Source organism: Dyadobacter sp. CY261, from assembly GCF_021440085.1.
Classification (GTDB): Bacteria; Bacteroidota; Bacteroidia; order Cytophagales; family Spirosomataceae; genus Dyadobacter.
Map to the genome: position 1 here is coordinate 1 of NZ_JAKCPW010000024.1, position 25,432 is coordinate 25,432.

Annotated in this window: 29 protein-coding genes; 10 read left to right on the forward strand and 19 right to left on the reverse strand. The window is 48.3% G+C overall.

The genetic code is table 11. The annotated features are described in order from the left end of the window. From LZD49_RS33190 to LZD49_RS33220, 8 genes are all read left to right on the forward strand, one after another. Positions 1-474, forward strand: a 474-nt coding sequence (locus LZD49_RS33190) for a T9SS type A sorting domain-containing protein (protein WP_234672651.1), incomplete at its 5' end; no start/stop codon positions are given. Between the two features lie 101 nt (positions 475-575). Beyond that, positions 576-1,136: a hypothetical protein gene (locus LZD49_RS33195; RefSeq protein WP_234672652.1), complete on the forward strand. Its 561-nt coding sequence runs from the start codon at positions 576-578 to the stop codon at positions 1,134-1,136. Positions 1,137-1,372: 236 nt separating this feature from the next. Beyond that, complete coding sequence (locus LZD49_RS33200) at positions 1,373-1,660, forward strand: transposase (protein ID WP_234672653.1); 288 nt, start codon at positions 1,373-1,375, stop codon at positions 1,658-1,660. A gap of 45 nt (positions 1,661-1,705) precedes the next feature. Continuing rightward, a complete protein-coding gene (locus LZD49_RS33205; protein WP_234672654.1) occupies positions 1,706-1,996 on the forward strand; it encodes a hypothetical protein in 291 nt (96 codons plus the stop codon). Between the two features lie 29 nt (positions 1,997-2,025). Next, positions 2,026-2,343: a DDE-type integrase/transposase/recombinase gene (locus tag LZD49_RS36215; RefSeq protein WP_409021372.1), complete on the forward strand. Its 318-nt coding sequence runs from the start codon at positions 2,026-2,028 to the stop codon at positions 2,341-2,343. Then, positions 2,288-2,620, forward strand: a complete 333-nt coding sequence (locus LZD49_RS33210; RefSeq protein WP_234672655.1) for an integrase core domain-containing protein — start codon at positions 2,288-2,290, stop codon at positions 2,618-2,620. Before LZD49_RS36215 ends, LZD49_RS33210 begins: the two co-directional genes overlap by 56 nt. A gap of 359 nt (positions 2,621-2,979) precedes the next feature. Beyond that, a complete protein-coding gene (locus LZD49_RS33215) occupies positions 2,980-4,692 on the forward strand; it encodes a T9SS type A sorting domain-containing protein (protein WP_234672656.1) in 1,713 nt (570 codons plus the stop codon). Between the two features lie 98 nt (positions 4,693-4,790). Further along, positions 4,791-5,102, forward strand: coding sequence for a hypothetical protein (locus LZD49_RS33220; RefSeq protein ID WP_234672657.1), 312 nt, complete (start codon positions 4,791-4,793; stop codon positions 5,100-5,102). A gap of 73 nt (positions 5,103-5,175) precedes the next feature. On the opposite strand, the gene LZD49_RS33225 is transcribed toward LZD49_RS33220, so the two are convergent. From LZD49_RS33225 to LZD49_RS33310, 18 genes are all read right to left on the reverse strand, one after another. Next, the gene (locus tag LZD49_RS33225; protein WP_234672659.1) at positions 5,176-5,892 is read right to left on the reverse strand and encodes a response regulator transcription factor; all 717 of its coding nucleotides are present in this window, start codon (positions 5,890-5,892) and stop codon (positions 5,176-5,178) included. Positions 5,893-7,352: 1,460 nt separating this feature from the next. Then, positions 7,353-9,335, reverse strand: a complete 1,983-nt coding sequence (gene mobC, locus LZD49_RS33230) for a conjugal transfer protein MobC (protein WP_234672660.1) — start codon at positions 9,333-9,335, stop codon at positions 7,353-7,355. Between the two features lie 9 nt (positions 9,336-9,344). After that, the gene (locus tag LZD49_RS33235; RefSeq protein WP_234672662.1) at positions 9,345-10,631 is read right to left on the reverse strand and encodes a relaxase/mobilization nuclease domain-containing protein; all 1,287 of its coding nucleotides are present in this window, start codon (positions 10,629-10,631) and stop codon (positions 9,345-9,347) included. Further along, entirely contained in the window at positions 10,619-11,005 is a 387-nt protein-coding gene (locus LZD49_RS33240; protein WP_234672664.1) for a hypothetical protein, read from the reverse strand. Before LZD49_RS33240 ends, LZD49_RS33235 begins: the two co-directional genes overlap by 13 nt. A gap of 48 nt (positions 11,006-11,053) precedes the next feature. Continuing rightward, positions 11,054-11,965, reverse strand: coding sequence for a toprim domain-containing protein (locus LZD49_RS33245; RefSeq protein ID WP_234672666.1), 912 nt, complete (start codon positions 11,963-11,965; stop codon positions 11,054-11,056). A 33-nt stretch (positions 11,966-11,998) separates the two neighbouring features. Then, positions 11,999-12,751, reverse strand: coding sequence for a hypothetical protein (locus LZD49_RS33250; RefSeq protein WP_234672668.1), 753 nt, complete (start codon positions 12,749-12,751; stop codon positions 11,999-12,001). A gap of 81 nt (positions 12,752-12,832) precedes the next feature. Then, on the reverse strand, positions 12,833-13,666 hold the full coding sequence (traN, locus tag LZD49_RS33255; protein WP_234672671.1) for a conjugative transposon protein TraN: 834 nt from the start codon (positions 13,664-13,666) through the stop codon (positions 12,833-12,835). A 6-nt stretch (positions 13,667-13,672) separates the two neighbouring features. After that, positions 13,673-14,971 (reverse strand): conjugative transposon protein TraM, encoded by a 1,299-nt coding sequence (traM, locus tag LZD49_RS33260; RefSeq protein ID WP_234672673.1) that lies wholly within the window; start codon positions 14,969-14,971, stop codon positions 13,673-13,675. Then, positions 14,949-15,350: a hypothetical protein gene (locus LZD49_RS33265; RefSeq protein ID WP_234672675.1), complete on the reverse strand. Its 402-nt coding sequence runs from the start codon at positions 15,348-15,350 to the stop codon at positions 14,949-14,951. The genes traM and LZD49_RS33265 overlap by 23 nt, the downstream gene beginning before the upstream one ends. A gap of 5 nt (positions 15,351-15,355) precedes the next feature. After that, positions 15,356-15,973, reverse strand: a complete 618-nt coding sequence (traK, locus tag LZD49_RS33270; RefSeq protein ID WP_234672677.1) for a conjugative transposon protein TraK — start codon at positions 15,971-15,973, stop codon at positions 15,356-15,358. 5 nt (positions 15,974-15,978) lie between these two features. Further along, on the reverse strand, positions 15,979-17,079 hold the full coding sequence (gene traJ, locus LZD49_RS33275) for a conjugative transposon protein TraJ (protein WP_234672679.1): 1,101 nt from the start codon (positions 17,077-17,079) through the stop codon (positions 15,979-15,981). Between the two features lie 16 nt (positions 17,080-17,095). Continuing rightward, a complete protein-coding gene (locus LZD49_RS33280) occupies positions 17,096-17,725 on the reverse strand; it encodes a TerB family tellurite resistance protein (protein WP_234672682.1) in 630 nt (209 codons plus the stop codon). 8 nt (positions 17,726-17,733) lie between these two features. Further along, positions 17,734-18,375, reverse strand: a complete 642-nt coding sequence (locus tag LZD49_RS33285; RefSeq protein ID WP_234672684.1) for a hypothetical protein — start codon at positions 18,373-18,375, stop codon at positions 17,734-17,736. A gap of 11 nt (positions 18,376-18,386) precedes the next feature. Then, on the reverse strand, positions 18,387-19,064 hold the full coding sequence (locus LZD49_RS33290; RefSeq protein WP_234672686.1) for a conjugal transfer protein TraI: 678 nt from the start codon (positions 19,062-19,064) through the stop codon (positions 18,387-18,389). Positions 19,065-19,082: 18 nt separating this feature from the next. Further along, complete coding sequence (locus LZD49_RS33295; RefSeq protein WP_234672688.1) at positions 19,083-21,542, reverse strand: TraG family conjugative transposon ATPase; 2,460 nt, start codon at positions 21,540-21,542, stop codon at positions 19,083-19,085. Then, positions 21,523-21,867, reverse strand: a complete 345-nt coding sequence (locus LZD49_RS33300; protein ID WP_234672690.1) for a DUF4133 domain-containing protein — start codon at positions 21,865-21,867, stop codon at positions 21,523-21,525. The genes LZD49_RS33295 and LZD49_RS33300 overlap by 20 nt, the downstream gene beginning before the upstream one ends. A 26-nt stretch (positions 21,868-21,893) precedes the next feature. After that, positions 21,894-22,217, reverse strand: a complete 324-nt coding sequence (locus LZD49_RS33305) for a DUF4134 domain-containing protein (protein ID WP_234672692.1) — start codon at positions 22,215-22,217, stop codon at positions 21,894-21,896. A gap of 95 nt (positions 22,218-22,312) precedes the next feature. Then, positions 22,313-22,798, reverse strand: a complete 486-nt coding sequence (locus tag LZD49_RS33310) for a hypothetical protein (protein WP_234672695.1) — start codon at positions 22,796-22,798, stop codon at positions 22,313-22,315. Positions 22,799-22,986: 188 nt separating this feature from the next. Here LZD49_RS33310 and LZD49_RS33315 point away from each other — a divergent pair, with 188 nt between their 5' ends. Further along, positions 22,987-23,250, forward strand: a complete 264-nt coding sequence (locus LZD49_RS33315; RefSeq protein WP_234672697.1) for a hypothetical protein — start codon at positions 22,987-22,989, stop codon at positions 23,248-23,250. Positions 23,251-23,324: 74 nt separating this feature from the next. Here LZD49_RS33315 and LZD49_RS33320 read toward each other — a convergent pair whose 3' ends face one another. Continuing rightward, complete coding sequence (locus tag LZD49_RS33320) at positions 23,325-23,555, reverse strand: helix-turn-helix domain-containing protein (protein WP_234672699.1); 231 nt, start codon at positions 23,553-23,555, stop codon at positions 23,325-23,327. 530 nt (positions 23,556-24,085) lie between these two features. Between LZD49_RS33320 and LZD49_RS33325 the strand changes: the two genes are divergently transcribed. Further along, positions 24,086-25,417, forward strand: coding sequence for a redoxin domain-containing protein (locus LZD49_RS33325; RefSeq protein WP_234672701.1), 1,332 nt, complete (start codon positions 24,086-24,088; stop codon positions 25,415-25,417). Positions 25,418-25,432 lie beyond the last annotated feature (15 nt).

A 25,432-nucleotide genomic window follows, 5' to 3' on the forward strand; every position in this document is an offset into this window, starting at 1 on the left:
GCAGGTGCCGGAACTGGTAACTATGGGTTCAGTATTGTACTACCGTCTGTTTTGAAGGACGGGAAGGCGCACCAGCTGAGCGTCCGTGTGAAGGACGGTGGCTACATCTTGGGTGGTTCACCTCGTTCAGTGACCTGCTCAGCAGTGTCTGCGAGAATTGCCGTTACCGAAGATCCGCTGAACGCTGAGAAAGCACAAAGCGTCGAAGAATCTGATCTGGGTGGAGGGGGGATGGTAATATGGCCAAATCCTACATCGGGCCGCTTTAGAATTAGTATGAAAAAGCCGCTTGGCAGTACTGACGGCGTGGCCATAGTCGATTTGACGGGCAGAATAGTATGGATTTGTAAAAAAGAGCTAGCAAACGCTGAGGTAATTGATGTGGATCTATCGCATCTGGGTTCTGGCACATACCTGGTGGTTTGGCAGTGTAGTAACAATAAAGAGGTTAGACGAATTATTCTAGTAAAATAATAAAAGCTAAGCCTACACTGATGGGGCATGCAATGTAATTGGTGAGGTCACCTTTCAATAAAGAGGTGACCTTCTTTAGTGTCCGAAAACTGATTGCATATTTGTTTACAAATAATATCCTCAAAACTATGCCGACCCGGCGAAACGTCTTCTTCAAATTTCTTGGACTGGCCGGCCTCTCCGCTGCCTGTGCGAGAGGTGACAATCTGCCAGTAGATCCAGTGGTACCAGGAAATCCGGCACTTGAAGATCTTGGTTCAGAACCTAATCCAGATCCCGTCTCTCCACAGCTGAGATTTGCCGTATGTTCTGACGGTCACTACAGACAGCCGGGTGCAAGTATGACGAAGCCCATAAACGGTTGGCGGCTTGGCCAAACAGCGAAGCGGCTGAAAATGGCCTCGATTTTGTTGTTTTCAATGGAGATGCGGTTCATGGTAAGGGAAGGTATCTCGCCCTGTAAGATCCTATATAACCGCAGATTGTTTGTTCTTCGAATTGTTGATTTGCCGGCCAGGATCCTTTATGAAACGACTAATGTGCCTAACGAGGGGCTTTTGGTAAAAGGAATGGCGTTAGGACTGTATCAGGCCCAGCTAAGAACAAAAAGCGGTGAGGTTCTATCTGAGCGTGTCATGATTTTAAGAGAAACTGGAGCATAGAAATAATTCGATTTGATTGTTTTTAATCTACCGTTTAGCTACATTGTAGGTAGGTTATCATATCAACGTTCCTCCATCATGAAATCAGAAAACCCACTTCGGCATTCCTATGTCGGGATGATTCATGCGCACCGTTCGACAGTCGTTGTCGAGCGTCAACGAATTGAAAGAGTCTTAGCCCCCTAAATGGTTGGACAAAATTGTAAAAACAGTTTAGTCCATTTAATTTAGGAATCATGAGGAAACAGAGACGAACATTCAGTGCAGAAGACCGGTACTCGATCGTACAGGAATCTCTTCGAAGCGGACCTTCCGAGGTTAGCAGAAAGTATAGCTTATCACCATCTCTTTTGCGGAGGTGGAAGGAAAAATATTTGGCAAGCGGCAAGGACGGCCTTCGGGATTCTTATCCACGAGTTGATCTGCAAGTACGCATCTTAGAACCGGGCCGCCGGAGCGGAAGAAAACGAACGCTTGAAGCGCATAGTAGCCAAGCAAGCTCTCGAACTAGAGGTAAAAAGTGAACTGCTAAAAAAAACTCCTATCGGACCCAGGAAAAGATAGCCGTCATGACTCAATACCAGAAATCTACAACGCGAAAAGAGCTGTGCCGGTGGTTAGAACTTCCCCGTAGTGTGACTTACTACAAACGTCGGCAAGGTAAACCGGGGGCAAAACCTAGTCAAGTAACGATGACAATCGACGGAGTTTTGGTACCAAACGAAGATGTGACATTACTTATTCGACAACTTCTTGATACTGAATTCAATGCATTCGGCTATGAATATATTACTCATGAACTGAAAAAAGAATATATAATCAACAAGAAGAAGGCGGCCGCAGCGCGGTATACCGCTTAATGCTTGCCAACGATCTGCTGTTGGGAAAGATGATTCGAACAGCTGGAAAGCGGGATTTCGTTCAGTTTCGACGAATTGAAGCCACAAAACCCTTGGAATATCTCTGCTGGGATATTAAGTATATCTGGATCCATGGTGAGCGACGTAATTACTATCTCCTGTGTATTTTAGATGTATACACACGTAAAATCATCGATTGGGTGCTTCAAAGCAGCATTCGACAACTGGATTTGATAAACTTGCTAAGGCGAGTGAATAGTTTTCATCAATTGCAGGGCGTCGTTTTGCGAAATGATAACGGGAGCCAGCGGTCCGCCGCCGCGGTTCATTGCTCACAAAGTGCGTAATTTTTTAAAAAATTCAAAAGTCCGGCAGGAATTTACACATGTAGCAACACCGGAAGAAAACTCCTATATCGAGGCATTTCACAGTATTTTGGTGCGTGAAGTAATTGAACGGAATGAATTCGTCAGTTACTTCGAAGCAAAAGATACAATCCAGCGCTTCATCAAGCATTATAATGAGCGTCGCTTACACCGTTCCATTGGCTTCACCACACCCCAACAAAAATGGGAAGAAGCCATGCCAAACGCCTTAACCATGCTTGAACAAATGTCCAACTAATAAGGGGTCAAGACACTAACTTCGCTGCTTTCTCGTTGCGATTTTCGCCGCTATTTGATTTTGTCTTTTCGTTGCCATTCTTCTCCAACGATAAAGAACCCGCAGCTGCGGCCGATTCTCGGCAATTCTAAAGGCCTCCAACGTTTCCCTGGCACTTCTGCCCGAAACGAGCATTCTGATCACTTCTTGTTTGAATTAAGGATCGTAACTCCGGCGAGTTTTTATGAACTTTGGGTCACTAATAGTGGACTAATGGAGATTCAATAAAATTCATAATTTTAATCATTTGTTATATAACCTTTGTATATATTTCGCTGATTTTCGGCCAATAGTTCTTAATAATTACTCAACGTTATCGTATGAAAAAAGCTCTACACGTATCGGCGTACGTTCTATTTTTCGTTTGTGCCGGTTTTTCTTCACTTCAAGCCCAGACATGCAATGTCTTCGATTTAAAGTTAAACTCTCAGGCTGCGGTAAATGACTTTAATTCATCCTGTAAAACCGTTAAGGGTGACATTACTATCAATGGTGCAGACATTACAGACCTCAGCCCCTTACAGAACATAGAGACCATTGAGGGGAAGCTTACCATTCAAAATAATTCCAGCTTACCTAACTTAAAGGGATTAGAGAAACTGACGAGCGTTCAGCATTTACTGCTTTACACGAATGACTTACTGACGGATCTGTCTGGTTTGGAGGGACTTAAAGTTGTTTCTGGTATCTCTCACATTCGTTTTCATTCCAAACTCACCAGTCTAAAAGGGCTTGATAATTTATCGACCGTAAACTCGCTTTATGTAAGCAACAATGATTTGCTGCTGAACCTTTCCGGATTAGGTAGTTTGGAGACTGTTACCGATTTACTGTCTATATCTGTGAGTAAGAAGCTCACTAGCTTAACCGGATTGACTAAGTTAACAAGCGTCAGACGAATCATAGTAGGCGAAAACGATATACTGACTGATTTAACCGGCTTAGAGACCTTGCAGTCGGTAACGTATCAAATGCACATTACTTTAAATAAAAGCCTTTTAAGCTTAAATGGGTTGAGTAATCTCAGTTATCTGAGCGAGGTGTATATCACCAGCAACGACGTGCTTCCGAGCCTTTCAGGATTGGAAACAGTAGGCTCGGTCAGTTGGATCGTTGTGGGAGAGAATAAAAAATTGACGAGTCTGACCGGATTAAACAATCTCGCTTTTGCAACAAACATGATCATACGGGCTAATGCATTGTTGACAAGCTTATCAGGGCTTGATAATTTGACAAATATCGGGTGGTTACAAATTTCAGGCAACGCTGAACTATTGAGTCTGTCCGGGCTGGGTTCTTCGTCCAGTGACGGGCGTATAGGCGCTAACGAAAGGGTGTCGGCGACGCTTGCTTTGGGAGGATTGAACATTACCAATAACCCAAAATTGACTACCTGCGCCATTGAGCCTGTGTGCAGTTTTATTGCTGGTGGTACCGCTACTATCAGCGGAAATGGTAACGGTTGTAATAGTCAATCAGAAATAGCAACAACTTGTGGATCGCTGCCCGTAGAGCTGGTTAGTTTTAAGGCGGTTGCCGAAAATAGCACTACGCTATTGCAATGGTCGACTGCCGAAGAGCACAAAAGCGCTGTTTTTGAAATAGAGCATAGTTTGAATGGCAAGACCTGGCAACTAGCAGGAGAGCATGCGGCAAAAGGAGAGAGCACTGGTCTCGTTGAATATCAATGGATTCATAAAACACCAGCTATCGAATTAAACTACTACCGCCTCAAAATGATAGATCTCGATGGGACTTACGCTTACAGCCGAATTGAGAAGGTGGCTTTCGAAAAGAATAACCGGGTTGCTGGGTTAATTTATCCAAATCCCGTTTCGGATAAGCTGTCGATCGGAGGGAAGGATGAAGTTGTCCTGGTCCGCATTGTTGATTTAAGAGGTAGAACCGTTTATGAAACTACCAAAGTAGCTGCTGAGGGGTTTTCGGTAAAAGGAATGGCGGCCGGGTTGTATCAGGTTCAGGTTACTGCGAAAAGTGGCACCGTATATTCAGAGCGTGTCATGATTTATTGAAATATAGAAATAATTCGATTTGATTGACTTTAATCTGTTGTTTGGCTATATTGTAGCTAGATATAATACTCAACATATAATACTCAACGTCCTCCATCATGAAATCAGAAAATCACCTTCGGCATTTCTGTGTCGATATGATTCGTATGCACCGTTCGACAATCATCTTAGAACGCCAGCGTATCGAAAGTCAAAAGCTCAACCTACGCCAAAACTACATTAATACATTAAAGTCCTCCAAATACGGGCCATTGATGAAGACCTATTTGTGGTTTAGCCTGTTGCGGGATATTTATCAGTTCGAAGTGTATGAGGAGCAAAGATTGCTAAGAATTCGCAATGAACAGGAGCAGAAGTTACACCGATTGAAGGCAGCAGTTCATGCTGCTGATCTCGATGTAACTTACTAGGATCTTGCGGTACGGCATTGAAGAAAACTTGCCATGAAAAGACGATCAGTAATCGCTGATCGTCTTTTTTCTTCTAAACACTCATAGCAGTCTCTTTTTGCCGCAATTTGCTCGAAGATTTCCAAACCGAGTGTTCGATATTTGATTTACTTCCCGCGGCTTCTGCCTTTAAAAAACCCGGCTTTTGGGCAAGTTCGATCAGATCGGCGAAGTTCTTGACGTTGAAGCGGGTCATGAGCATTTTGCGGTGATATTTCAGCTCAATCACTGAAATTTTCAGCTTATTGGCGATCAACTTGAAAGGCTCGTCTCTGGCAAGCGCTTCCATGATCGAGCGCTCAATACTAGACAGGGATTCGACAGACGCCCTGCCGGTCATGATGCCGGTCAATAATATATTTTGAACATCTTCTGATAAAAACAGGTTGCCTTTTTGCACTTGGGCAATAGCTTCCAAGAGCTCGTTGTAAAGGCAAGTTTTGGTAAGGAACGCTTTCGCCCCCAGCCGCATGTAGCTACGGACCAACCAGTCATCACTTAGAGACGTCAAGATGATAATTTTGATGTTCTTCTGGTTCAGGCGGAAGATCGCGTCAATACCTTTGTCGTATTTGCCGTTAAAGGAAAGCTCGGTAATCACAATAGTTGGAACACTATCGCCAGCCGCTGCTGTGAATGTCTCGAAGGAGCTGTGATGCTCTATCGATTCGATGGCCGGCAGTGATTGCATGAGATTCACCTTTAAAGCCTCAGATACGATCTGATGATCATCGATTAATGCTATTTTCATTTGTGGAGGTTATTTAGGACAAGGCAATGTAATAGTGCTTGTCACGAGATTTGAATATAAGTGCCCAGCCAAGTCGCCTTTAACTGCAATGCAGCCACAAGCCTATTGTCTTAGCGCAAAAAACTGGATCGTCGGAATGGCTGGTTGTCTGACAAGTCCTATACAGCTAACCGTCTCCCATTTCAATTTGGAAGATGCGTCATAGGCCGCCAAGCCTTTGCTTGGCTAAGAGCATATGCGTTAACCGTAAACCGGCTAATTATAAAAGCAGAGCGGCAGACGTGTCAATTCACAACCAACTGCTGCAATCTAGGTGATAAGAGGAAAATGTAAATGCAGAATTTGCTTTGGAATGAGCCTATTGAGGCCAGTTGAGATATGATGTACTAGTAACATTTGCAAAAAGATTAACGTTGAGTAAAATATCACTTCATGTTGATACGGTATCGAAACTCCTCCTCCCACAGTGTGCATCTATCTCTCAGCACTTATCGTACACAGCGTTATAGGATACTTGCCAAATCGCTCTTGCAAAAACAACCCGAAATCGAGGTTGCCTTGGTCAATCTGCTTGCTATTTGTCAAGAATTATAGTGCGTTTGATTGTCTTCTACAAGAACTGGTGCCAATTTTTTGAATGACCAGTTCTTAAAATAGATCCCGGTTTGCTTTACGTATGGCATCAGCGCCGGATATCTGAGGTTGAAGCTATAAAAGAAAGTTTATTATCACAAACCTCAGCGCGACTAAATTCTACTTGTAAAGACGATTTAGTTGAATAATTATATTTTTTGAAATTATTTTCTTATATTTTGTGTTACCGAAACTGTTTCATAAACGCTCTTTGATAGTTTGGAGGTAAAGCCAGCTGTCGCCTTAACCGGCCAGGATCCAATTGTTAGGTGCTAGATCGAGAAAACAATCTGAGCGCGTCACCTGTTACATCTATAGCGGGCAACCTTATACGTCAGTCAAGTCTGTGATACAACGTTTATGTGTATACGTTTTGTGGTGCGGTTAGGTCGTTTACAAATTTGTCTACAACAAATCGCCTGATGGTAGGTGAGCATTAATGCTGAGCATTTGACAAACAGATTGATGCGCCCTGGCACCAATGCTATGATAGTTCGCCATCTTAAATCTCAGGGACCAATTGTATGGCAGCCAGCCGAGCATTTGTAGCAAGCGGCACCGGATAAACTATTAGTGTTTTAATATGAGTGTATTCGGATCGTGCTCTATCTGCTGGAAGCGGTTAGGGAAGATTTCGGGCGGTTTTGCACTCGCCGTTTCTTGGAGAATTCTTAAACTGGTGTTTCCATTGGAAGAAACTAAGGGTTTGAAAGCCTGAGAATAAGTTGGCGTAATGCTGGCAGCGCATGGGCGATGCTACCAGCAAGTAAGAAACTGTACTTGGCGCGTGGCTAGCAGCAGTGAGCCGACTAAACTACACTTGCTGATTATTTGCTGATGATTAAATGAGTGAGCTCCGGGTCAGAGAGCATTCGTTCCATTTCCGAGAATATGATCATTTCCACATCCTCTTTGATCTGCCGGTAGTTGGCCTCAATCACCGGCGGGCTTACAGTTCGGACGACCGGCAATGGTTTGTATTCGTTCTGTTGGCTGTCCAGCGCTTCATGATCGTTGACCAATGTGCAATGAAAAGTTTTCAGATCCAAGGGCTGGTCGGGATTGTCTGAGCACATGCCGACAAACTCCCCGGCGCTCAGAGCGGCAATCCGCGAAGGTGGGATGGCCGGGTCCAGCTGCTTAGAACGGCTGATGGAGGTGTCGGTGCGGTTGATTGAAAGACTTGTACGGTCTTGGTTGATTCTTCCAAAGCGCTCTGAGAGTTGTTTGGCGGTCTCGCCGGTGACCTGGCCACAAATGATGTTTCCAGTTATGTTCATTACCACATCGGCCAGCTCTCTGCCGTAATCTTTTCGGAGCTGACTTAAATCCTGTATTCCCAGCGTGGTTGCCACTTTATTTTGGCGCGCAGTGGCTATCAGCGAGTCGATGTGGTTGAGATAAACGGTCGGGAATTCATCGAATATAAGACTTGACTTCACCCTATTCTTTTGATTGACGGCTTTAATCATCCGGGAAATGTAAAGGGAGACCACAGCGCCATAGGTCTGGATCTTTCCAGGGTTGTTGCCCATAGCGACAATTTTGGGTTGGTCTTCGCTATTGAGATCCAAAGAAAAGTCGTTTCCGGAAAGCACATAATAAAGCGCCGGTGAAGAAAGGCGCGCCATAGAGATCTGGGCCGATGCGATCTGGCCTTCCAGTTGTTGGTTGGCATGGTGAATGAAGGCGGATATGAACGGGTTGATCAAAACCTGGATCTCGCGCTGGGTCCTAAGTACAGAAAATAGCTTGGCGTGCGTTGTTTGCATCAGCTCGACTGCATGCGGAAGGGTGCAGTATCTGCCGTTTTCATACTTTTTTAAAAACCAGATGATAGCCGTTAAAAAATTAATTGGGGATTCGACAAAAAAATCACCCTGACGGCGGATCCACTCCCGGTTAAGGCCCATCAGAATCGTCCTGGCTGATTCTGCCGCATCAGAGATGTCAGTCATCGTGCCGGGTTCAAGCGGGTTGCATCTATGCGAGCGGGAGAGATCATCAAAATTGACGTAGTAAAAGGCTTTGGCAGTCTGGGGTTCACTTTGCACGTCCAGCCAGGTGTTATAGGCGATTTTGGTCAGATCGTCGTATTTAAAATCGTAAAGGAACATTGAAAAGCCTTTGCGGATGTGCTGGGTGATAATGTGCCGGATCACATAATAGGTCTTTCCCGAGCCAGGGGAGCCAACAACGAGAATGCCGCGGAAAGGGTTGATAAAATTCACCCAGCTATCGCGGATTTTGCCCTTGTGCTGGTAGCGGGCTTTCAAATTGACCGAATATTGGTTTTCTACCAGCGCCTGCTGCTGGGGAAAACGCTCGTTTTCAGCGTTGAAGATATCGACCGTGATCCTCTGGCGGATCACCCGCGAAAGGCGCGCTCCTGCCCAGAGAGCGGCAAGGTAGCTGGTAGAGCACCAGCCGATATAGAGGGTAGCCGCTAGCCGGTCAGGCTCTGATAGCCTGAGGACTAGCGAAGAAAAGTAGAAGCTTGTAAGGGCAGAAAGCAGCACCCATACTGGAAGCGCCAAAGTGAGCTTTTCATCCTTTTTGCCTCTCACGCCCAGAAGCGAGATAAATAAAAATGCCAGCGAGGCGACTCTCGCCTTTTCAAAGCTGCTAAAAAGCCCAGTCTTAATAATTTGATCAAGGATTTTGTCGGTAAGTGGCCAGGTAAGATCCCAGTGCTGGAATGCCCCATAGCAGTAATAGTAGCAGTGAAGCGCAAGTAGGGCCAGGCTGATGAGCCGGCTCATATCCATGATCCGCCGCAGCGCCTGCTCGTTTTCTCCTGTGGTTGCCATGTTATTTTATTAAATCTGTAAAGAGATCTGTCTTCGTTTTTTCTTGGCCTGTTTTCTAAGCTCGTAAGGGAGCCGCTCATCTGATTTGACGGGCTGCAAAAGAAGGCTCAGAAAGCCCTCATCCGCGCTGCTTTCGGGTGACTGGCTTGCTAACAGGGGCCCGGCAGGCTTGCCAGGGGCCAAGTCAGCTTGTAGCGCATCACTGATTGATGCTTGGTGTGTGGGTTGAGGGGCCTGCATTTTTATCGGCGCAGCTTCGTCTAGCAGCAGAATCTTTGAAGGCGTATAGCGCTCTCCAAGCCGTGCGGCAGAAAAGGCCGAGCGCGCCCTGAAATCGATGAAGATGATCTCTCGGAGCGCCGCATTGGAATCATAGGCAAAAACCGTTTTTACACCTTCGCTGGATAGGCTTGCCTGTAAATCCGACAGATCAGCTACTTCCAAGCTTAGCAGGGCCAGATCGATCAGCGTTTTTATACGCTGCTGCTGGGGTGTTGAGGTGAGGGCATTGGCCTTAAAGCGCTGGCGCAGATAGGCAAGTGTGGGTTTTGATGGCAGGCTGCTGGCCTTGACAGGCACGCCGATTGTTTTGCCATCCTCTGAGAGCATCTGGTAGGCAAGCCCTTGATTTTGACTAATCTTAGAGGTAGGCCGCCCTGTCTTAGCTATCAGATTGTAATGTCTGAGAATGGCGTTCAGCTCTAAAACAGAGCTGTATTTGAAATTGGGCAGCACCACCGAAAGCACCTGCCCGATCGCCTCAACAGTCTGCATCTTGCCGTATCGCAACTTTTGTGCGCTATCGGCCTTGTGCTCTTTGATGCTTCTTCCCTGGGCGGCCGTCAAGCGAAAGTCTTCTTCGATGCGCTTAATCACATTATTGTCAACAGCCAATTTTTTGGGGAAGGCATCGATCACTGCCCCGTCGGCTTTGATGGTGACAGTGACGATATGAAGGTGAGGGTGCAGGGTATCCAAATGCTGATAGACTAGGAAAGGCTGATCACCCAAGCCGGTTTGGTCCATGTACCGCTGAGAGATTTTTCGAAGCGCTGCTCTGGAGAGCTGATCTTGCGGGTGAAAGGAAAGCACAATGTGCAGGGCGCTTTTCTGGGACCTGGCATTTAGATCAAGGCGCTTTTCCAATAGCCTAGCGCGCTGTGTGGCCGTCAGATCCTCAGGCTCACAAGGGTAGTTGCCAGCCATGATGCATTCAGCCTGACCGGTTTCAACCTTTGCTTCATTGTACTGGCAGCGCCGTTTGGCAGAGCGGGAGGAGCGCACTATTGCAACCATTTGATGGCGACCTGTTTGGTATGCTGATAAATTTGCTGGATATGGCCCAAGATAACTTCCCGGTCCTTCTGATGAGCTTCAAGCCAGCTTTGCTGCTCAGCCCCATAGGTCTGCGAGACTTTCTCAGCCGATAGCGCAAGCGCCTCAGCCGCAGTAGCAAGGTGCCTTCTGATGATGGAAAGCTCTGTGATCAGATCTTCCAGGGATGCATCTCGGTAATTGACCGTTACGGGCTGCTGACAAACGAGTCTTCTGATGTATTCGGTCAGACTGCGGCAGGTGGTGCTGGCCCGCTGGGCCTGAAGGGAATCATACTGCTCAGCATCGATTTTAAGCCAGATGTTGCGCCAGGGCTTGTCAAGTGTCTGCTTCATCGTCTATATTGTTTTGTAGGTATTTATAGCGCAGCTGGACATGCCGTCTCAAAGAGACAGATCAAGACCCAGGTTTTTGCCCGCCTGATTTTTCAGGGGATTGCCTACTGCAACATGGTATTCGTTTAGGTCCTTAAAGCCTTGATAGAGCGCGCTTTGATCAATGAAACGACCGCTTTCTGCCTGGGCCCTTGCCGTTAGTAGCCTTCCGGTCTGATCCTGGTCCAAATACAGGTCGACCTTCCGGTAGGTTTGCAGGTTGGGCATCGCCTTCGAAAAGAAAGCGGCCGAGTTGAGCACCAGATAATTTTCCCTCTGGGCTGTATCAGCTTTAAAAGAGCGGTAGGAAAGAAAATCAAAGAAGCCCTCAAAGACGGCGATTTGATCAGATTGGTTATCGATTAATGTGATGTCTTTGGGGGAGCTGCCAAGCTTGCTGTACGGGTTTCTAAGCTCATAGCCGCCTGAATCGTTGGCAAAGCCAATGGCGTAATAGCTCCGGCCGGCAATCTGATAATGCACCTGCTGGCAGTGGAGCCTTGCGATACCGATGTCAATTTTTCTTTGGGTCAGGTATGCCAGAAGCGCAGGCCTTTCAAGCGCAGCCACACTGGTAACTTTAATCTTGCTTTCTTTTGGCTGCTGGACTGGCCGGCTGACCGCTGCTGCCGCCGGCAGCAGCAGTAGATCTGCTTTAAATGCGCTTAGAAAATCCGATACAGAGCACTGGTGATACCGGATGCCAAAATCAATTAGGCTTCCGCCGATGCCTTCACCGAAATCATACCACCGGTTAAGGGTCCGGTTGACTTTGAAGGAAGGACTTTTCTCATCTCGTAACGGGCTCAGATACCAATAATTGTTGCCACTGATTTTTTGCGGCTCAATGCCGAGCCGGGCCAGATAGGAGACCAGGTCCACAGCGCGGACCTGGTCGATGTATTCGCTGCCTAGGCTCATTTTCCAAAGGTGTTAGCGCGTTATGCGTTCGGCTCAGCCAAGCGACAGCCCCTGATCGTTCTGGTGAGCCTGATAGGTAGCCAGGCTACGAGCAGGGTTTTCCAGCTGGCTACGCGTCTGGGTGGCCTCATTGATCTGCCGGCGGGCTCCGTTTTGATCGTAGGCAATCACTGCTTTGAACTGCGGGCTCGCTTCCAGAAATAGCTTATGCTCTGCCACCCCGTCCAGCAAAGTCACCTGCTGACGGTTTCCTTTTCTGAGCGAATCCAGCAGCCTGGCCCGGCTTTCAGGCTCGTTTAGTTCTTTGAGCGAAAGGCGGGCAATTTGTCCTGGCAGATCAAAGCCGTAGTTTTGATGAAACTGGCGAATCTTGAAATTGCCTAACTGGTCCGTTTCTTTGAAGTCCAGTTGCAGCCAAGCCGAATACTGCTCGCCCTTTTGATTGAGCAGCTGCTTTTCAACAGCGCGGCCCTGCATGAGATTAAAGGCCTCTCTGAGGGTAACACTTCCCTGACGCTGGATGTAAAACAGCTGATTGAGCATCTGAGACTGATCCTGATTTTTGAGCGTTGCCAGATAGCTGTTAAAGAAATAGAGCTCGCTCTCGCGGGACCTTTTAAAATGCAGCGCGCTTGTCAGCTGATCACCTCCGAAAGTGGCCCTGTGGTGCAGGGTGAACTCGGGCAGCTGCTTTTGCATGCCGGCCCTGAGCTGCTCGTCAAGGTTATCACCAAAGCCAGTATATTTGATTTGGGCTTTGAGGTATTCAAAGTTTCTGGTGTCCATAGTAGATATCAGGATGATTGTGATCGTTTCAGCACCGTAATTTGAAGCTGGCAGCCAGGCCGTTTAAGCGCCCAGACAACCTTAGAGCGGGGCGATGCGGCTTATGTGTTTCTTTTTTAGATCGATGGCCAGGTTTCTGGCGCCATTTGCCTCAGTGATCCCAATCGAAAGCCGCTTGTTTTCAGGGATTGTCAGTTTGGCAATGGCCAGCACAAGCGTTTTCTTTTCCCCGGCTTTCACCTGATCGGTCCTTTCGGAGCTGCCAATCACGCTGAGCTCATCGCGCTGGCTGGCAGAGCGCTTGATCTGCTTTTTATCGGTTGTAAAAACCCGAAGCGTTTGGATTCGGTAATCGATCACCGAGCGGTTTTCAAGCTTTAAGCGGAGAAACATGACAGGGCCCTTGACATAATAGCCGTCAATGCTAGCGGAAAATCCAGCGGCCTGCCGCCTCCTATCAAGATTAGGCTTTTTGATTACGGCAAGACCGATTCCTTCGTTGATCACAGATTGATCGATCCCCTCAGACAATTCGGCCGCGTGCGGCTGATGGCGGCTAGCAAAAAGATGCAATCCCAGCGAGCTGGGCTGCTCCTGGTAGCGAACCTCAAAGGTGTGCAGCTCCCCGTCGGCGGTAATCACAATCAGGCTTGTTGGCTGCATCTGGGGGCGCGCCGCTTTGAGCAGGACAACATTCTCAGTGGATTTGGCTTTTTGCGCCAGCAGATCGGCGCTACCGCGGTCAAGGCTTTTGACAGGTGCAGAAAAGCTTAGCGAAACGGTCCTGCTGGCGCTGACTTCAAGCGGCACCGGCTCAATAGCGTAGAGCCTCTCATTTTGCGCGCTTGTCTTGGAATGTGCCAGTAGCTGGATAAGCCAGCATAGGCAAGCTGCTGTTTTGATTGTTAGATGCATGGCTAATTATGGTTTGGTGGAGGTAGTATCGCGCAGGATCACTTTGTAGCCTTCCCTAAGGGTAACCTGGGTCAATCTGGTTTTTCGGCTTACCAGCATCTTGCCCATCTGAATGCCGGCCGAGGCCGCCTGGGCACCTACTGAAAAACCGCCAGCATCCAGCTCATATCCTTGCAGCTGGCTACCGAGTTGCTGCTTGGCCACAGTGCGGGACAGGGCTCCGGGGATAAATATCCCTTCGATCCCGTCTAAATCGTAGACAGATAAGTCTACCGGCAGTATCTGATCAGCTGAGACCAGTGAGCTGATCATGATTTTAAGCCGCTCCCCAGAGAGGGATGCAATCCCGTACACGAAAGTGTTTGCCGGGATCTCAGCGCCCGCTACCGATAGCGCCCTTGTCAGCCTTAGCTGAACGGTGTTTCCGGAAACCAGTTGCTGGTTATGCTCGATAACTGCGGTAAGTGCTGATTGGGCCCGGGTTGCAATCTGTTCATCCAGGCCATAAAAGCCTATTTGGCTACTGGCCCCTGCTACATAAGCAGAGGAATCCTGTTGCCCAGAAAGCAGGGTCATGTAAGGCTGATCAGATGCGGCATGCACTGCCAGCCCCGGCGTCTTATTTGCCGCCACAGTTTCATTGGGCTCAGAGCCCGATTTTTCTTGCTGCTGCAACTGCAAGAGCTTGTCTAGCATGCCATCGAGCTGGCTCATCTCGGGATCTGGCGCCTGGGCCAGATTTTCATTTTGCATCTGATCCATCATCTTTTCAAATCGTGTGATTTCCGGCCGGGCTTCAAGGGTTGAATCCTTACCCAAAAACTGATCTTGAAAGGATGGGGCAGATGAGCTGGTCAAAGCTTTATCGAGCGCCCTAAGCCTTAGATGCACCTGTTTTTCCTGCAGTGTTTGAGCGGCAGCATTCGCTCTGAACAAAGCCCGATGGTTGGCTTTTGGCCCCGGCACAGAAAGTCCCATCAGCGCCGAGTTTGTTGAATCGACCGCAACAGAATTCTCGCCTTGCCGGTAGGGGTCTTTTTTGATTTGCTGTGCCCAACTGGCCGATTCCTGGTCTGCTTTCCGGTAGTAGGCAAGCTTATCCATGTTTTGCTCGCCTTTCAGCGCTGCCGATGGCAGGCTCAGCTGTAAACCCGGGCCCCGATTATCCTCAGAGCCATGTTTGTCTAGGGTTTTGACAACTACTTTCCAGTACATCAATGTCAGAAATGGTAAAGCAAGGAGTGGCAGAACCAGGTAAAATTTGCGTTGCCTTAAAAACTGCTCAGTGTAGGGCTGATGTGTCATGACTTATTGTTGATTTAGCGTTTTGGATACTATCTAAGATGAAGGCTTTTTCGAGGCTGTCAAGATACTTTTCCAGTGCTTGCTGCATCCGGGGCCCTTCTGGGACAGAGACAGGCTCGAAAAGCATGGGCAGATCGAAGCGGTGCAGCGTTAGCTGTTGGGCGCTGATGCCGCGGTAGATAAGGCCTGCCGAGACTGCGCAGGCTATAATGCCGGCGAGCGCAAGCAGGATTTTGAGTCTTTTGGCGGGCAACTTTCGCGCCCGGGCGTTTAAGCGCTTTGCCCACGCGCGCTGCATGGCAGCGATTTTTTCATTGAGCCTTTGTGAATGCGCGCTGTGCAGCCTTCGGCTGCGGGATGGTTTGAACGGATAAAACATAGCAGTTATCTGGTTTGAATTTGAATGTCTTTGTTCTCTAAGCTCACCCACCGCTCGATGAGAAACCCATGCGGGTTGTTATCGCTTCGCTCTACGGGTCTTAGGTAGCCTGCCGTGACAAGGCTGCGCGAGACGATGCTGGTCGGGCGGATGATGCGCTGTATAGCGCGGCATTCGAAGGCGTAGGGCTGAGCCGAAGCATCGACCTTGACGCTATCGATGCGGATTTCCTGCGAGATGTTTCCCGATATGACCCCTGCATAAAATCCGGATTCGCGCAGGTCCTCGTACTGCTTTTTGGCGCTGGCATCAGCCAGATACAGCGCGCGCGACAGGTTTGCAGTGATCACCTTATCGTCGGGGGACAGGGTGAAAAACAGCCTGTGAAAGGTTTTGACATGATCCCGCGCTTCGACTGCGATATTTTCCCTTCGCTCGGAAGCGTACGCTTCGAGCACCTTCCCGCTGGCCAGAATGTAAACCTTTTGGGTAGATCTTTCGGCCGAATCAAATGAGAGGTAGACAGAAACGGCAGAGACAAGGGAGCAGCATATAATGACTGCAAAACTAAAAAGGCGGATGTGGCGGAAGGCGCGCTCGATGTCCTGGGTCTTGGTAAACATATCTTTTAGCTTTTGGTGGAAGTTCGTTGCGAGGGAGTTAGAAGAGGCCCTGCCGGGATGGCGATCCGGCCGGCCGAGGTAGTGGCGGCATCGACAAGCCTTGTCGTTTTCTGCAGGAGGGCCCCCGGCCCACCGGCATGAATAATGTAGCCCGCTACCGATGGAACTGAGAAGTAGCCTACAATGCCGATAATCAGAAATATCAGGTAGGCCATATCGTGGGCGTTAAAGAAGGTGTCCCCTGAGCCTTCGATCTGATGGATATCCATGGCAATCATTTTTTCCTGGATTTTTCCGATAATGGCCCCGAAAATGTTTGCAACTGGCAGCCAGAGAAAGACATTGATGTAGCGGGCGATCCAGCTGATAAGTGTGAATTGAAAGCCGTCAAAGACAGCGATCCCGAAAGCAAGCGGGCCGATGATGGCCAGCACTATCAGATAAAAGGTCCTGATCGTGTTGATACAGAGCGCTGCGGCTTCAAAGATTACTCTGAGGATTTCGCTTAGCGCTGCCTTAATCGAGTTGCGGAAGTTGTAGGACTGCTTGGCCATGTAAAATTTAATATCGTTGGCAATCCCGTCGGTAAACCCTTCCGAGTAGCTGTTTCCATACATGTAGCGAAGCCACTTCTCGCGGTTACCCCGGCTGTCATCGCCCACATACATTTCCCAGAAATCCGAGCTTTTTATGGCATCTTCTTTCTTTTTGAGAAGCAGCGCGATGGCTTTGTCTGAATCAGTGACCATGCCCGAAGTTCCTCTGACGGCAGGGGAGAGCACCGCGTTGATCAGGGCGATCACAGACGGGAAGACAAGGATGGCAAAACCGATCACAAATGGTCTGAGCAGTGGGTAGAAATCGATCGGTTCAGCAGCTGCAATGTGCCGCCAGACCCGGTGGCCGATGTAAAAAATTGCGGCAAAGGCGGCAATTCCGCGCCCGACGCTGATTAGCTGCTCGCAGAGCGGCAACATCTCAGCGTACAGCTCGTCGAGCACCCCGTTCAGACCGCGGATCTGGGCCTGATAGCCCTGGGAGTAGCCCAAATTGGGCAGTAGCGTTCCGGTAGCTGCAAACAGCAGCATAGCTTTGAATTGTTTCATGACGGGTAGCAGAAGCCTACGGCTTGATATCGTAAAGGTTTTGCATTGTTTTCACTGAGGCCTCCTCGTCCTTTCGCTGGGCGGCCAAAACACTATTATTGCTGCTGAAATGCCGGAGGAAGATCAATTGGTCTGAAACGTCTTGGTAGATCGCATCTATCATCGATAGCCGCTCATCATCAGAGGCCCTGAGCTTTTTGGCTGTTACAACAGAAAGCAGTGCATCCAGATTTTTAAGGCTTTCGGCAGTGAGCTCGCTGTACACCTGGACCAGATAATCCATCTCTTTGGCGCTGAATACGCCTGAGGCTGAAAGCTGGCCGGGTGCGCTGCGGCATTCTGCCGCAATGGCAAGCTGCATCTGAACGATATCCTTTATACGCCCGTAGTTTTTCACTGCCGGGCTGACTTGCAAAAGCCCGTCCAAAAACGCCTCATGGAGCTTGAAGTTGCCGCGGGATATATCGCGGATCTTAGTATAGCCTTCAAAAAGAATATCATATCCCTTTTTGAGCTCTTGCAGGATTTTTCTGAGCTCTCTGAGCTTTTCAAGGTTTAAAATCAGCTGGGTCACTTCCTGCGTCTGGGCATTTGACCGCGCCGGCACCGTAAGGGCCAGTAGCAACAGAATCATGATTTTTTTCATATGGCTCATCATTGAATGCCGTTTAACGTGCGGCGGTGATCGATCTCTTTTAGCTCGTTTTCAGCGGACCCGCAGACCAGGCCCAGTTGCCTTCGAAGGTTCTGGGCAAAGAGGTAATTGTCTTCAAAGTCTTTACGCAGATCTTCTATCCGCCGGATTCTTTCATCATCTGTCATCGAGACCTGATCATCGCGGATCACCATGAAAAAGATGCCAACCAGCACCTGAGAATCATCATAAAGTGTCATAAGGCTGGTAAGCATCTGCTTTTTTATCAAAGGGTCAAGCATCCGGCAGCCCGCTATATCAGATGGAAGCTGCTCGCAGATCTCATTGATGCTTCCGTGCAGATCGGTGATATGCTGCAAGCGGGAAAGCGAGGTAATACCTGATTTGACAATGCGCAGCGAATCAAAGCGGTTTTTATGCAGTTTGAACTCGCCGTTTTTGATCTGCTGGATCGCATCAAGGCCTTCCCTTGCGATTTTGTATCCTTCCTTGGTCAGCTCTAAGTAGAGCTTTAACTGCGCGATCTGCTCTTTGAGATACGCTCTTTGCGTGCTATTCTGGCGGAACCATTCCTTGAAGAGCTGGGCGTTAGCGCCTGCCGTCAGTAGTGAGAGCCATAAGGCGATCAGGAGTGCTTTCATAACATTCTGCTTTATGGGATACCGTATAACTCCTTGGTGATTTTGGCGTCAAACTCGTTTTTGGCCCGCGAAAGGCTTAGTAGTGTATTTTCCTGATTGAAGGCGTTGAGCTCATCGTAGATCTGATCGACCGCCGCTGCCGCGCGGTCAATGATTTCAAGCCGCCCCGCATCTGACATCTCGGTCGTAAAGGATTTAACGACCAGCTCCAAAAGCTCAACGCTGCGGGCGGTTTCTTCCAGTATGCCCTTATAGACCTTCTGGATCTGGGAAAGTTCTGCGGCAGTGAAATGCCTATCGCTGCGAAACAAAGACCAGGCGGCTTGGTACTGCCTGACGATCTGCGCTTCTTTGTCTGCGATCGCTTTGACGCGGAAATAATAGGTGACGACTGATTTGACTTTTTTAAGCTCTTCGTAATACTCCTTATAAAGGTCTCGCTGCTTTTTAACCCACTCTTCGATCTCATCGAGCTTTAATTTGGCCATCGTGTTTTCAAGGACTTTCTGCGCATTTTGAAGCCTGATCTGCCGGTTTTGGCGCCGCTGGACGAGCAAATCCATAGCCCGTACCACCCTTGTGATGGCTTCCTTAATGATTTGGGCCCAGGGGATCGCTGCCTGCGCTTCTTTGACTGGCGTTGTTGCCAAAAGAAGCAGCAGCGTAAAGACTGCTATCTTCTTAAACATATCGTCTTTGGTTTTAAATTAACTTTTTTGTCGCATCTCTCCGGCGAGCACTGAGACGGCAGCCTGCATACTGCCCAGTCTTTCGGCGTACTGCTGGACTTTGATCTTCTCGGTCTGCTCGGTGGTGTAGGTCAAATATTCTTCCAGGCTTACCTCGGTGCGGTAAACTTTGGATAGTGTTCCGCCCAGACTGATAAAGACCTCTTTATAGCGAAGTAGCGGATCATTAGCCTTGTTGACCGAAAGCACCAGCGATTTTTCCTTTTCGGTTAGGCCCAAAAGCTCCTGGATCTGATCGAACTTGTTTTGGTATTTTGATTGGTCCAGCAGGATCTTGCAATCCGAGTTGTTGATGATCGCCTGCTTGACAATCGGAGAGGAGATAATATCTTCTACCTCCTGGGTGACCACAATCGCCTCGCCAAAGAACTTGCGTACTGTTTTGAAAAGATACTTGATGTATTCGGCCATGCCTTCTTTGGCAATCGCCTTCCAGGCCTCCTCGATCAGGATCACTTTGCGGATGCCCGATAGCTTTCTCATCTTGGAGATAAAAACCTCCATGATAATGATGGTCACGATCGGAAAAAGGATCGGATGCTCTTTGATGTTATCGAGCTCAAAGACAATAAAGCGCTCGGATAATAGATCGATGTTTTCTTTGGCATTCAGAAGGTAATTAAACTCGCCGCCCCGGTAGTAGGGACGCAGAACGTAAAGGAAGTTACCGATGTCAAAGTCCTTTTCTTTGACCTGATCCTTTTTGAGCACCTTTACGAAATGGGTCTGCAAGAAATCATAAAAGCTGTCAAAGCATGGGAAGATGTCCTTTCCATCGATGTGCTCATAGTACTGGGTGAGCGCAACTGACAGGGCGACGTATTCCGATCGCTTAAAGGTCTCGTCATCCTTTTTCCAAAGCGCAAGCAGGAGCGTTTTAATGCTTTCCTTTTTTTCGGTGTCCAGCGCATCGCCGTCTGTGATATAAAACGGGTTGAAGCGGATCGGGTTCTTTTCATCATAGGTGAAGTAGTAACCCGATACCATATCACAAAGCCCTTTATAGCTGTGACCGACGTCAACGAGCACGATATGGGCGCCAGATTCGTAGTAGCTTCTGACCATGTGATTGGTAAAGAAGCTTTTGCCGCTTCCCGATGGCCCCAGGATAAACTTGTTGCGGTTGGTACAGATCCCCTTTTTGATGGGCTCATCGGAAATATCAACCAGCACGGGTTTGCCGGTGAGCCTGTCGCCAAGCCGGACTCCGAAGCTACCCTTGGAGGATCGATACGGAGATTCGAGATTAAAAAAGCAGGCAGCCTGTTCTGCGAAGGTGTCAAAGGTATCGTTCATCGGAAAATCGGCTGCATTTCCCGGTATGCCCGCCCAGAAAATCTGGGGGGCTCCGGAGGTCTCCAGTTTCGCTGAGCTGTCCAGCTGGGCAAGTACCGATGAGACCATGCTTTTAAGTTCTTTAACCAGGGAGTGGTCTTCCGTCCAGGCAAGCACATTGAAGTGTGCTTTGACCGGAAGCCGCTGCTCGCGGATGGCTTCGTTTAAGAATTCGTTGGTAGCATCCAGGGCAAGGCTATTCTCCCGCGCATAGATTGACAGCGATTGCAATCTTAACCTTTTACTTTCCAGTCTTTTGAGTGTCTTTTCACTCTCGCCGGTAAACACATATTGGTTGTAGATGTGATTGCATGCGAGCAGTTCTCCCAGAAGGCTGGCAAAACCGACGCTGAATTTGGTGTTGTCAGTCGAGTAGCGCTCATAGGTTGTTGCCGCACTGCAAAATCCGGGAAGATCCGCCGCATCAGCTAGCGAGTAAAGGCTGCAAAGCCTGTCGCCAACCTGGATTCCTTTCTCAAAGCTGATGTCGCGCAGCAGCCTCTGCTCAGTGCCGGTCAATAGAAACGCGTACTTTTCGATCAGGCCGGCACGTTGCGCCTGGCTAAAAAGCTCCTCGTTTTTAAGCTGCGTCAGGCGGGTCATCCCGCTGTCGTCAAGAATGCGTTTGAACTGGCCTGCACTATCCAGGAAATCATCGAGGGCGGCTTTGTGCAGCGTTTGGCTTGGGGCGATTGAGCTGCGGAGCAGGTTACTGCTCAGCGAACTGGATAGCTTTCTTTCGTCGGGCGATTTGGTCAGCATTACGTAGCATTCATGAGACAGATAAGGCCTTCCCTGAAAAAATCTGTCACTGGACCGGCTCAAAAAGCTGATGGGTTCGGCCCTGATAGCCGAGAATTTTTCTGAAATAAACCAGTCTTGTTTATGCAGCACGGCGCGGTTGGGAAGAACCTTGATAGCTTTGACCCAAGTCTGGTGAAACGCATCGTACTGCTGCTCGGAGAGCGTGAAGATCTCTGGCATTTGGGCGCGGAAGACGATGGTAACATCGCCCTGGCGGGAGAGGATCATATCGTGCTCGACGTCAAGGACCGGAAGCAAATCATCTAGAAGCTTTTCCATTTTCTATTATCGTTTTGCTCGAAAACCTTTTTCTGGATTTGGCCTTGACCAGGCGGGGCACCTTCCGTGATGCCCACGCCTTAGTCAAGCCATGTTCCCCGTAAGTGGCACTCAGCTGGAAAACAGCCATGATCGATAAAGCAGCCATGCAAACCGCAATCAAAAGGCATAGATAGTTATTGACCCCAATAGCATACAATAACCCATAAAGGACCATGACCATAAACATTGCCCCGCCTGCATACCAGATGTATTGTCCTTTCAGGCCTTTGAAAACAATGCTGCGATTAATGCCTTTGTTGATAGTGTAGTTTGTCCTGGCCATACCGATCAAGTTTATACGTTAGCTGTTTACAGGCCGAAGAACGATTGCAGCACTGTGGCTACCACGACCAGAAAAATGCAGCTGCCAAACCATGCTGCGGCAACTTTTCCGGTGTCCTGATCACCCGCATTCCATTTCTGAAAGACCTTCACAGCACCCACCAGACCGAGCACAGCGCCGATGGCATACATCAGGTTAGTGCCTGGCTCAAAGTAAGATCGGACCTGTGAATCAGCTTCCGAAATACCGGCCGCTCCGTCCTGGGCCCATGCAATTGTGGTTGCCAGGCTTGCAGCGATTGTCAACGAAAGGGCATACCATACCCCTGGATTCTTTCTCCTGTTTTTCATACTCCTCTATCTGTTTAAGTTGAACATGCTTGGATTACCGCGGCTCGGGCACCCTTCCCAATGCGGAAGGGGCCAAAGCTTTGGTCAGGCTCCATTTACACCACATTCCAAACCTCCCTTTTATCGCCTTTGCTTAGGTGTATGGAGCCGTATTTTGCGCATTCAGTATCAATGAGGTTGGTCACCTCGGACTGAAATGCGGTGCCTTTCAGCACAGAATATTCTTTAAGGATTATTTGTAGCATTTGGATCAGATCCTGCTTGTCATAGTTTTTTTGATGGGCTTCCTGGATTTCTTCTGTTAGATGCTCCAAAAGTTTGTCCACCTTGAAGGACATTTCTTCGTCTTGCCAAACTTGCTGCGCTTCTTCTAGGACTTCTTCATGCTGCGGGCCTGGGCCAGATGTTTCCTTAACTTTCCTGATAGGAGCGTTAGAATTAGATTGCCTTTTTTTTGCTCTGCTTCCAAGCAGGTGTTTGATGTCAGCTCGAAAATATTTCCACCCGACAAAGATGTAGTAGATCAGCAGGCCGCCAGCGAGAATCCTGGCATAAACAGCCCATGGGTTTGAGGTAAACATCTGCATCTTACGTTTGCGTTTGAGGTGATCGGCTTCTGCAGCCGGTTGATCTTTGTTACGCTACAAAGTAAGTCGCAGGATAAGGGTACAGAAAAGTACAAGTTTTGTTGTACCTTTTTGTACCCTTTTTTCGTCGTGGGTAAAATGGCCCAAAGTAATCACGTGAAAGCAATTGGTTGACTTCACTTATGGAACCTCTCGAAAAACCTGAATTTGAATTTGTAAGCGAAATCTCGCCGTTTGATGTAAATAGCTATCTACCTCACATGGGGTGGATTTCATCTTCTCCGACCGACTTCAAGATTTACCGAAGTGAGAATTCGTCGAACTATTTTTTGCACGATGAGAAGTCCGATCAGCTTTTTGAATTTAGCTATATTGAAGGACGCACTCTTAAAGAGAAATCTCAGTTTGAGGCAATTATTGAAGGGCTAAAGCTGCTAGGGAATTAGAGGAAAGGGAAAATTAGAAATTGAACCAGTTTGATTGGGTAGTTTCCCAAGGTACTGTGGCGAAAGCAGAAATATTACAAAGGATACTCTGGCAAGAAATCCTTAGGAGAGCAATCCAACGCTTTTGCCAAAGCGTTTAGGTGATTGATATTGTATTTGGCGCGCCTGCTGGGTGCTTCTACGTGCGAAACAAATGTATCAGTCATCTCCATTTTTTGAGAGAGCGCCATTTGAGAAAGACCAAGCGATTTGCGCTTTTCTCTGACCTTCTCAACGATATATTTCTCGATTGGTGACAACAACATCTGTTTTTTGTTGCAAGCACAATCTTTTATAAAATTTTCTCAATGGTACATGTACCATTGTAAGTAACTTTTTGTTATATTTGTTAAAACAATTGGCGGGTGTTGCAATCCGGTATTCGTCAATTCTATTTGCGATACTTCAGAATATCAGAAGCATTCGCTTTGAGTCTCGTTATCGAAACCTAGGAAATTTCAATATGCACGGGATGATAAGTCGATTCGCTCACGACCCGGGCGTGGGCAAACTTATCCGTGCGCAGGCTTCCTAGGGCCCCGATAACAGTAAGTTTGAATCCACGCCCTTTATCCGGAAAAGGGCCTTATTCAAACTTCTCGAGTGACATAGTACTTTGTTCCATTATGAAAACCTTTTGGTGGCCTATGTTCTGCTCCTTCATTTTCCAACTTATTATTCGTAAGCCCGAGTAGTATCTTCGAACTTACTTGCTGATTTTGCTCTGACCTCACTTACAAAGTGAAGCAAGCATTTTCATGCCTTTCTTCATATTATTCACTCCAAAGCTATTGCAATGAAAATCATTTATTGCTCTCCTGGGAAAAGACTGTCCTATATACTGTATTTGCTTTTGGCCTATTTTCTGCTTGTCATGTGGAGACCGGTTCACGGACAAGGAAAAACGCCGCTCCATGTCGGTGACCGGCTTCCAGACCTGCGCCTTTCCGGCGTGATGGATTACAGCTCACCAACTGTTTCGCTTGCCGACTTTCGAGGTAAGCTGTTGATTTTGGACTTCTGGGCCAGTTGGTGCGGGCCTTGCGTGAAAATGATTCCGGTACTTGACTCGCTGCAACACCAGTTCGACGGTAAGGTCCAGATTCTATCGATCACCTATGAGAAAGAAAAGGAAATTCGTTCTTTTTTTTCCAAGTATGACCGTCGCAACCTTAAACGTATAGGTGTACCCGGTGTGACCGGCGACACGGTGATATCGCGCTTGTTTGAATTTAACGCCGTCCCCCATTACGTGTGGGTGGATGGCTCGGGGGTGATCAGGGCATTCACCGGTATGCAGGAATTGACGGCGGACAACATCATAAAGATGCTCGAAGGTACTGTGCCTGTTATGGCGCAGAAAAGTGATGAGAAAAGAATTCCATACAGCCCGTATTGGCCTCTGATGCTGGATGGAAATGGCGGCGATGGTTCAAACATGCTTTATCATTCGCTTTTCACAGGCTACACGCCTGGTATCGGCTTTGGGCATTCTATCCTGCGTGACAGCACGTCGCATTTCCGGATTACGGTACGAAACTGTGAGCGGGCTTGGTATTTCAAGATTGCGCATGCGGTAAACGGAGTGCCTTTTAGTGAATCCAATACTATTCTCGACGTCCGTGATAATGGCCGGTTGACCTCATCGCTTGTCGGAGGACCGTATGAGAAGTGGCTGCAAGAAGGCAACGGGTTCTGTTATGAGCTGGCCGTGAGCCTTGATCAGGAAAAGCAGGCGTTTAAATTGATGCAGCGTGACGTTGAAATGTTTTTCCCCGAGTACACTTCCGCAGTCGAGCTGCGCGATACAACCTGTCTGGCGCTGAAACGCACTTCTACGGCCCGGGCATTGGCCAGCAGCGGAGGGAAAACCATTGTTGACCTGGGGCCGTACGAATGGAAAGTCTCCAACGCATCTGTCGCGCAAATCATACGCCGGCTGAATTACTTCCAGCGGCTGAAGACGATGGTCGTCGACCAAACCGGATTTAACGGTAAGATGGACATGCTGCTGACCGCAGGGTGGTCTGATCTGAAAGCGCTCAATTCAGAGCTGGCAAAATATGGATTTGTCCTCGAGCCGGTTCAGGCGCCTATCCAAGTGCTGGTGATTCGTGATAGAAAATAATTAAAGCCCTTCCGC

What these genes read in the sequence shown, in the direction of transcription:
- LZD49_RS33300 (WP_234672690.1), bottom strand. Translation starts at nt 21,867, where the DNA reads ATGGCCAGGACAAACTACACTATCAACAAAGGCATTAATCGCAGCATT.
- LZD49_RS33280 (WP_234672682.1), bottom strand. Translation starts at nt 17,725, where the DNA reads ATGAAAAAAATCATGATTCTGTTGCTACTGGCCCTTACGGTGCCGGCG.
- LZD49_RS33225 (WP_234672659.1), bottom strand. Translation starts at nt 5,892, where the DNA reads ATGAAAATAGCATTAATCGATGATCATCAGATCGTATCTGAGGCTTTA.
- LZD49_RS33315 (WP_234672697.1), top strand. Translation starts at nt 22,987, where the DNA reads ATGGAACCTCTCGAAAAACCTGAATTTGAATTTGTAAGCGAAATCTCG.
- traM (WP_234672673.1), bottom strand. Translation starts at nt 14,971, where the DNA reads ATGACACATCAGCCCTACACTGAGCAGTTTTTAAGGCAACGCAAATTT.
- LZD49_RS33265 (WP_234672675.1), bottom strand. Translation starts at nt 15,350, where the DNA reads ATGTTTTATCCGTTCAAACCATCCCGCAGCCGAAGGCTGCACAGCGCG.
- LZD49_RS33285 (WP_234672684.1), bottom strand. Translation starts at nt 18,375, where the DNA reads ATGAAAGCACTCCTGATCGCCTTATGGCTCTCACTACTGACGGCAGGC.
- LZD49_RS33215 (WP_234672656.1), top strand. Translation starts at nt 2,980, where the DNA reads ATGAAAAAAGCTCTACACGTATCGGCGTACGTTCTATTTTTCGTTTGT.
- LZD49_RS33235 (WP_234672662.1), bottom strand. Translation starts at nt 10,631, where the DNA reads ATGGTTGCAATAGTGCGCTCCTCCCGCTCTGCCAAACGGCGCTGCCAG.
- traN (WP_234672671.1), bottom strand. Translation starts at nt 13,666, where the DNA reads ATGCATCTAACAATCAAAACAGCAGCTTGCCTATGCTGGCTTATCCAG.
- LZD49_RS33220 (WP_234672657.1), top strand. Translation starts at nt 4,791, where the DNA reads ATGAAATCAGAAAATCACCTTCGGCATTTCTGTGTCGATATGATTCGT.
- LZD49_RS33200 (WP_234672653.1), top strand. Translation starts at nt 1,373, where the DNA reads ATGAGGAAACAGAGACGAACATTCAGTGCAGAAGACCGGTACTCGATC.
- LZD49_RS33320 (WP_234672699.1), bottom strand. Translation starts at nt 23,555, where the DNA reads ATGTTGTTGTCACCAATCGAGAAATATATCGTTGAGAAGGTCAGAGAA.
- LZD49_RS33205 (WP_234672654.1), top strand. Translation starts at nt 1,706, where the DNA reads ATGACTCAATACCAGAAATCTACAACGCGAAAAGAGCTGTGCCGGTGG.
- LZD49_RS36215 (WP_409021372.1), top strand. Translation starts at nt 2,026, where the DNA reads ATGATTCGAACAGCTGGAAAGCGGGATTTCGTTCAGTTTCGACGAATT.
- traJ (WP_234672679.1), bottom strand. Translation starts at nt 17,079, where the DNA reads ATGAAACAATTCAAAGCTATGCTGCTGTTTGCAGCTACCGGAACGCTA.
- LZD49_RS33295 (WP_234672688.1), bottom strand. Translation starts at nt 21,542, where the DNA reads ATGGAAAAGCTTCTAGATGATTTGCTTCCGGTCCTTGACGTCGAGCAC.
- LZD49_RS33210 (WP_234672655.1), top strand. Translation starts at nt 2,288, where the DNA reads ATGATAACGGGAGCCAGCGGTCCGCCGCCGCGGTTCATTGCTCACAAA.
- LZD49_RS33245 (WP_234672666.1), bottom strand. Translation starts at nt 11,965, where the DNA reads ATGAGCCTAGGCAGCGAATACATCGACCAGGTCCGCGCTGTGGACCTG.
- LZD49_RS33325 (WP_234672701.1), top strand. Translation starts at nt 24,086, where the DNA reads ATGAAAATCATTTATTGCTCTCCTGGGAAAAGACTGTCCTATATACTG.
- traK (WP_234672677.1), bottom strand. Translation starts at nt 15,973, where the DNA reads ATGTTTACCAAGACCCAGGACATCGAGCGCGCCTTCCGCCACATCCGC.
- LZD49_RS33305 (WP_234672692.1), bottom strand. Translation starts at nt 22,217, where the DNA reads ATGAAAAACAGGAGAAAGAATCCAGGGGTATGGTATGCCCTTTCGTTG.
- LZD49_RS33240 (WP_234672664.1), bottom strand. Translation starts at nt 11,005, where the DNA reads ATGAAGCAGACACTTGACAAGCCCTGGCGCAACATCTGGCTTAAAATC.
- LZD49_RS33290 (WP_234672686.1), bottom strand. Translation starts at nt 19,064, where the DNA reads ATGTTTAAGAAGATAGCAGTCTTTACGCTGCTGCTTCTTTTGGCAACA.
- LZD49_RS33250 (WP_234672668.1), bottom strand. Translation starts at nt 12,751, where the DNA reads ATGGACACCAGAAACTTTGAATACCTCAAAGCCCAAATCAAATATACT.
- LZD49_RS33310 (WP_234672695.1), bottom strand. Translation starts at nt 22,798, where the DNA reads ATGTTTACCTCAAACCCATGGGCTGTTTATGCCAGGATTCTCGCTGGC.
- mobC (WP_234672660.1), bottom strand. Translation starts at nt 9,335, where the DNA reads ATGGCAACCACAGGAGAAAACGAGCAGGCGCTGCGGCGGATCATGGAT.